General features: G+C 33.8%; 1 protein-coding gene. It reads right to left on the reverse strand.

The window, feature by feature from the left end; translation table 11 throughout:
- Positions 1-131 precede the first annotated feature (131 nt).
- Entirely contained in the window at positions 132-968 is an 837-nt protein-coding gene (locus AMDU4_RS14015) for an aldo/keto reductase (RefSeq protein ID WP_290705631.1), read from the reverse strand.
- Between the last annotated feature and the right edge of the window lie 289 nt (positions 969-1,257).

A 1,257-nucleotide genomic window follows, 5' to 3' on the forward strand; every position in this document is an offset into this window, starting at 1 on the left:
AAGATATCATCTGTGTCTTATATATATCACATGCGCTATAAATGTTCAAAAATCCAGTACTTTGAGCGGGAAATCCTATTAAAAACAACTATTTCTTTAACTGTATATAATTACCACAGTTAAATGCAATATTAAAGTCTATTTTCCAGGTATTTCATTTCCTCATCCTTAAGTAGCAAATCCGAAAATTTTACATTCTGCATAACATGTTCCCTGTTAGACGCCCTTGGTATGGGAAACGCATTATGATGTTTGCTTACAAGATAGGCCAAAGCTATATTGGCATTCGGCACATCACCTACTGTTTTTCTGATATGGTCAAAATATTTGTTATATTGTGGCTGGGTGACCTTTCCATGTCCCAGTGGAAAATATGCCATTACAGCTATGTGATTTTTTTCACAATAATCTATAATACCTCTCTGGTTTTTCCTGTGAAAAATGTTATAGTTTATCTGCACAGACGTAATCTCATATTTTGAAAGTGCATTCTGTGCACGTTTTATGAGATTCAAATTAAAATTGCTCAGGCCTATGTATTTCATTTTTCCCATATCTATCATCTTCTCCATGGTTCTAAGTGTTTTTTTGAGGTCTATTGTGGGATTTGGAAAATGGATCTGATACAAATCAACATAATTGGTGTCAAGACTTTTCAGGCTGCGGTCAAGAGCCTTTTCCAGCGATTTTGGTGATAGATGTGTTGGAAAAACCTTCGTTGCCAGAAATAGTTCATCCCTTTTGTACTGTTTTATCACAGAACCAATTATTTTTTCTGTTCTGTAGAGCTCTGCGGTATCTATAAGGTTAATTCCATTGTCTATTCCTGATTTGATAGCATCAACCTTCTGTTCTTTGCCTGAGTATATGCCCAAATAGGTCTTGAATATCCATCTCACATCGTAGTAAGTCCCCATGCCTATAGCCGAAGTTTTGAATGAACTATTGCCGAACTCTTTGTACATCATTAAATTCATAATGTCAATCACCATTTAAATATATTATTGAAGAAATATGTTACAACCTCTTTTAACATATAAGCGGGAAGTTCCCTTTCGTTAGGGAGGGGATGAAAGCGCAAATTTTATAGTTTATTAAGTTATTATACAATATATTTTAAAAGAATATGTAGACTCACAGGAGGCAAAAAGGCATGAGGGCTTATAAATTCAGAATATACCCGAATAAAGAGCANATCAAAAAGATAGATTATATTCTTGATTTATCCTATAATTTATACAATGCAATGTTAGAACA

This window comes from Ferroplasma sp. Type II (assembly GCF_000496155.1).

Excerpts from the sequence above, each read along its gene's own strand:
- AMDU4_RS14015 (WP_290705631.1), bottom strand. The coding sequence starts at position 968 with ATGATGTACAAAGAGTTCGGCAATAGTTCATTCAAAACTTCGGCTATA.